The following is a 2,877-nucleotide window of genomic DNA, read 5'->3' as shown; positions in this document are numbered from 1 at the left end:
AGTCGTCGTCGTCCAACTTCGCGCCGTCTTCGGGGAAGTACACCCAGTCGTCGGGGTCGTCGCTGTCCGTGTCGGAGTATTCGGCCCAGTACTCGTTGACGAACCGCTCGTCGTTCTCGTAGAGCGTACGCAACATCCCCGGCCACGGGTTGTTCACCGTCAAGTAGCCGGCGTCTCCGGCCGATACCTCGTCGCCGCTTGTGTCCACGACGCGCGCGTCGATACCCGGAAGCGACGGTCCTGCAGACCCGGGCTTCATGTCGTCGATGGCCGGCAGCGTGGTGACCATCATGCCACCCGTCTCCGTCTGCCACCAGGTGTCGACGACGGGGCAGCTCTCGTCGCCGATGTGCTTGTAGTACCACTTCCACGCCCGCGGATTGATCGGCTCGCCGACAGTGCCAAGCAAGCGCAGCGACGACAAATCGTGCGCGTCCGGGTGCGATTCGCCCCACTTCATGAACGCGCGGATCGCCGTCGGCGCGGTGTACAACTGAGTGACGTCGTAGTCTTCGACGATCTCCCAGAGGCGGTCCTTGTCGGGGTAGTCCGGCGTCCCCTCGTACATCATCGTCGTGGTGCCCAGCGCGAGCGGCCCGTAGACGATGTACGAGTGGCCGGTGATCCAGCCGATGTCCGCCGAGCAGAAGTACGTGTCCTCGGGCTTGACGTCGAGGACGGCGTGGCTCGTCCACGACACCCACGAGAGGTAGCCGCCGGTCGTGTGTTTCACGCCTTTGGGCTTCCCGGTAGTGCCTGAGGTGTACATGAGGAACAGCATGTCCTCGGCGTCGCGTGACACCGGCTCGACGGTCGCGCCCTCGTGGTCGGCGACCAACTCGTCGTAGTCGTGCTGGTTTTCGGCGAGGTCGTGGCCGAAGCCGTCCTCACCGAGGCGGTCGACTACCACGACGTCGCTGACCTCGTGGTCCACCTCATCCAGGCCCTCGGTTGCCTTGTCGAGGTGGTCGAGCGGGTCGCCGCGCCGATAGTAGCCGTCGCAGGTGACCAGGAGCTCCGAGTCCGCTGAGTTCATCCGCGTGGCGAGGGCGTCGGCGGAGAACCCCGCGAACACCACGGAGTGGGGTGCGCCGATGCGCGCACACGCTAGCATCGCCACCGGCAACTCCGGGATCATCGGCATGTACATCGTGACGACGTCGCCCTCCTCGACGCCCAGCTCGCGCAGCGCCGCCGCGAACTCGTTGACCTCGCGGTGGAGCTCCTCGTACGTGTACGTCCGGTTGTCCTCGTCCGTCGGCTCACCCACCCACTCGATGGCGGCCTCGTCGCCGCGGCCGTCCTCGATGTGGCGGTCGACGCAGTTGTACGACGCGTTCAATTCGCCGCCCGTGAACCACTCGTAGAACGGCGGATTGCTGTCCTCGAGTACCGTGTCGTAGTCAGTGTCCCAGTCAAGTAGGTCGGCCGCGCGCTCCCAGCACTCCGGCCAGTTCTGTTCGAACTCGTCGTAGATGTCGGGATCTGTGACGTTCGCCTGCTCGACGAACGACGCCGGCGGCTCGAACTCCTCGCCGTCCGGCAGCCGGGCTTCGAGCTCCGCCTCGGATTCCTGCTCTGGCATAGTCCACCACTACCGTTTTCCACGTTCATGTTAAGCGGTGGCGCTAATTATGCCAACCACCCACGCGAAACGAACCTCGCCGACCGGATGGACCCACGGTTCCGCCTTCGGCGACTTTTGCGGTCTCGAGCCCGCTGCGGTCGGCTCCCGTCGCCGGCGAAGGGGACCGGAACGTCGACAGGTGCCGGGCAGCGACACTAATTACTTAGCGGGCGCGCCGTCAGTCGTCGGGCCACTCCGTCCCGCCCAGTGCGGCGTCCTCGTCGACGAGGAACGCCGAGAGCAGTTTCTGCTGGGCGCGCCGCAGGTGGTTGTGCAACGTCGGGGACGTGACGCCGATTGCGTCCGCGAGTTCTTCGGCAGTGGTGCCTCGGGGCCACTCGAAGTAGCCGGCGTGGTAGGCCGCGCGGAGCACCGCCGCCTGCTTGGCCGTCAGCGACTCGTTGAGGGACGCGCGGAACCCCGCCGGCGACTCGGAGGTCTGGCTGCGTTCGCGCTTCGAGACCAGTTCCACGTCCGAGAAGTCGTCGGCGAGTTCGGCGACGAGCGAGCGCACGTCCGCGTTCGCGGAGATGTCGCCGACGACGCGCTGGCCGGACGGCGTCGCGGTCATCTCGCGGACGGACGCGCCGTACTCGGTGACGGCTTTCGCGACGTCCAGGCCGGTCACGACGACCTCGAGGAGGACTTCGTCGCCGTAATCCTGCACGAGACGGCCGTCAGCGACGTCCTCGTGGTCTGTCAGCCACGATAACGCCGCCTCTGCTGGCGCGCCGGACAGCCGCAGGAAGTAGATGAGAGAGTTGTCGACGCCGGGGACGAGGCCGTCGAGTTCGAGCTCGCAGTCGTGGGCGGCCGCCACCGCCGCGAACAGCGACGCCTCGCTCGTCGTCTCCACAGCGACCTCGAGGACGGTGTCCGAGAGCAGCAGGCGGCGCTGCTGGGCGATCGTGATTGCGCGCCCGACGCACCGGCCGGCCCCCGCGAGCAGCTGTTGCTCGTGTTCGGAGACGTCGTCCGCGTCGATGCCGACGCAGAGCGCGCCGTACGTCGTTTCGCCGTCCTCGACCGGAACCACGACCCCAGCGCGGAAGCCGGCTTCCTCCGCGACGGGGCGCCAGGCCGCGAATGCCGGGTCCGCGGACACGTCGTCGGTCGCGTGGACGTCGCCGGACCGGAGGACGGCGTCGACGCCCGCCTCAGTGCCGGGGTCGAAGACGTCCCCTCTGGCGCCGGCGAGCGAGACCAGGTCGATTGTGTCCGCCGGTCTGCCTCGCGATTCCCGCAGCCTC

General features: G+C 67.5%; 2 protein-coding genes. Both read right to left on the bottom strand.

Translation table 11 applies throughout. The features are described 5' to 3' along the window. Nucleotides 1–1,585: acetate--CoA ligase (locus GRX66_RS17945; protein WP_159527717.1), on the bottom strand; the 1,585-nt coding region annotated here is incomplete at its 3' end. A 220-nt stretch (nt 1,586–1,805) separates the two neighbouring features. Further along, a partial coding sequence (locus tag GRX66_RS17940; RefSeq protein ID WP_159527716.1) for a bacterio-opsin activator domain-containing protein occupies nt 1,806–2,877 on the bottom strand: 1,072 nt, incomplete at its 5' end.

The sequence above is a fragment of the Halobacterium bonnevillei genome (assembly GCF_009831555.1).
GTDB lineage: Archaea > Halobacteriota > Halobacteria > Halobacteriales > Halobacteriaceae > Halobacterium > Halobacterium bonnevillei.
Note: the sequence above shows the minus strand (reverse complement) of the source record. Positions and strands in the feature narration are given on the sequence as shown.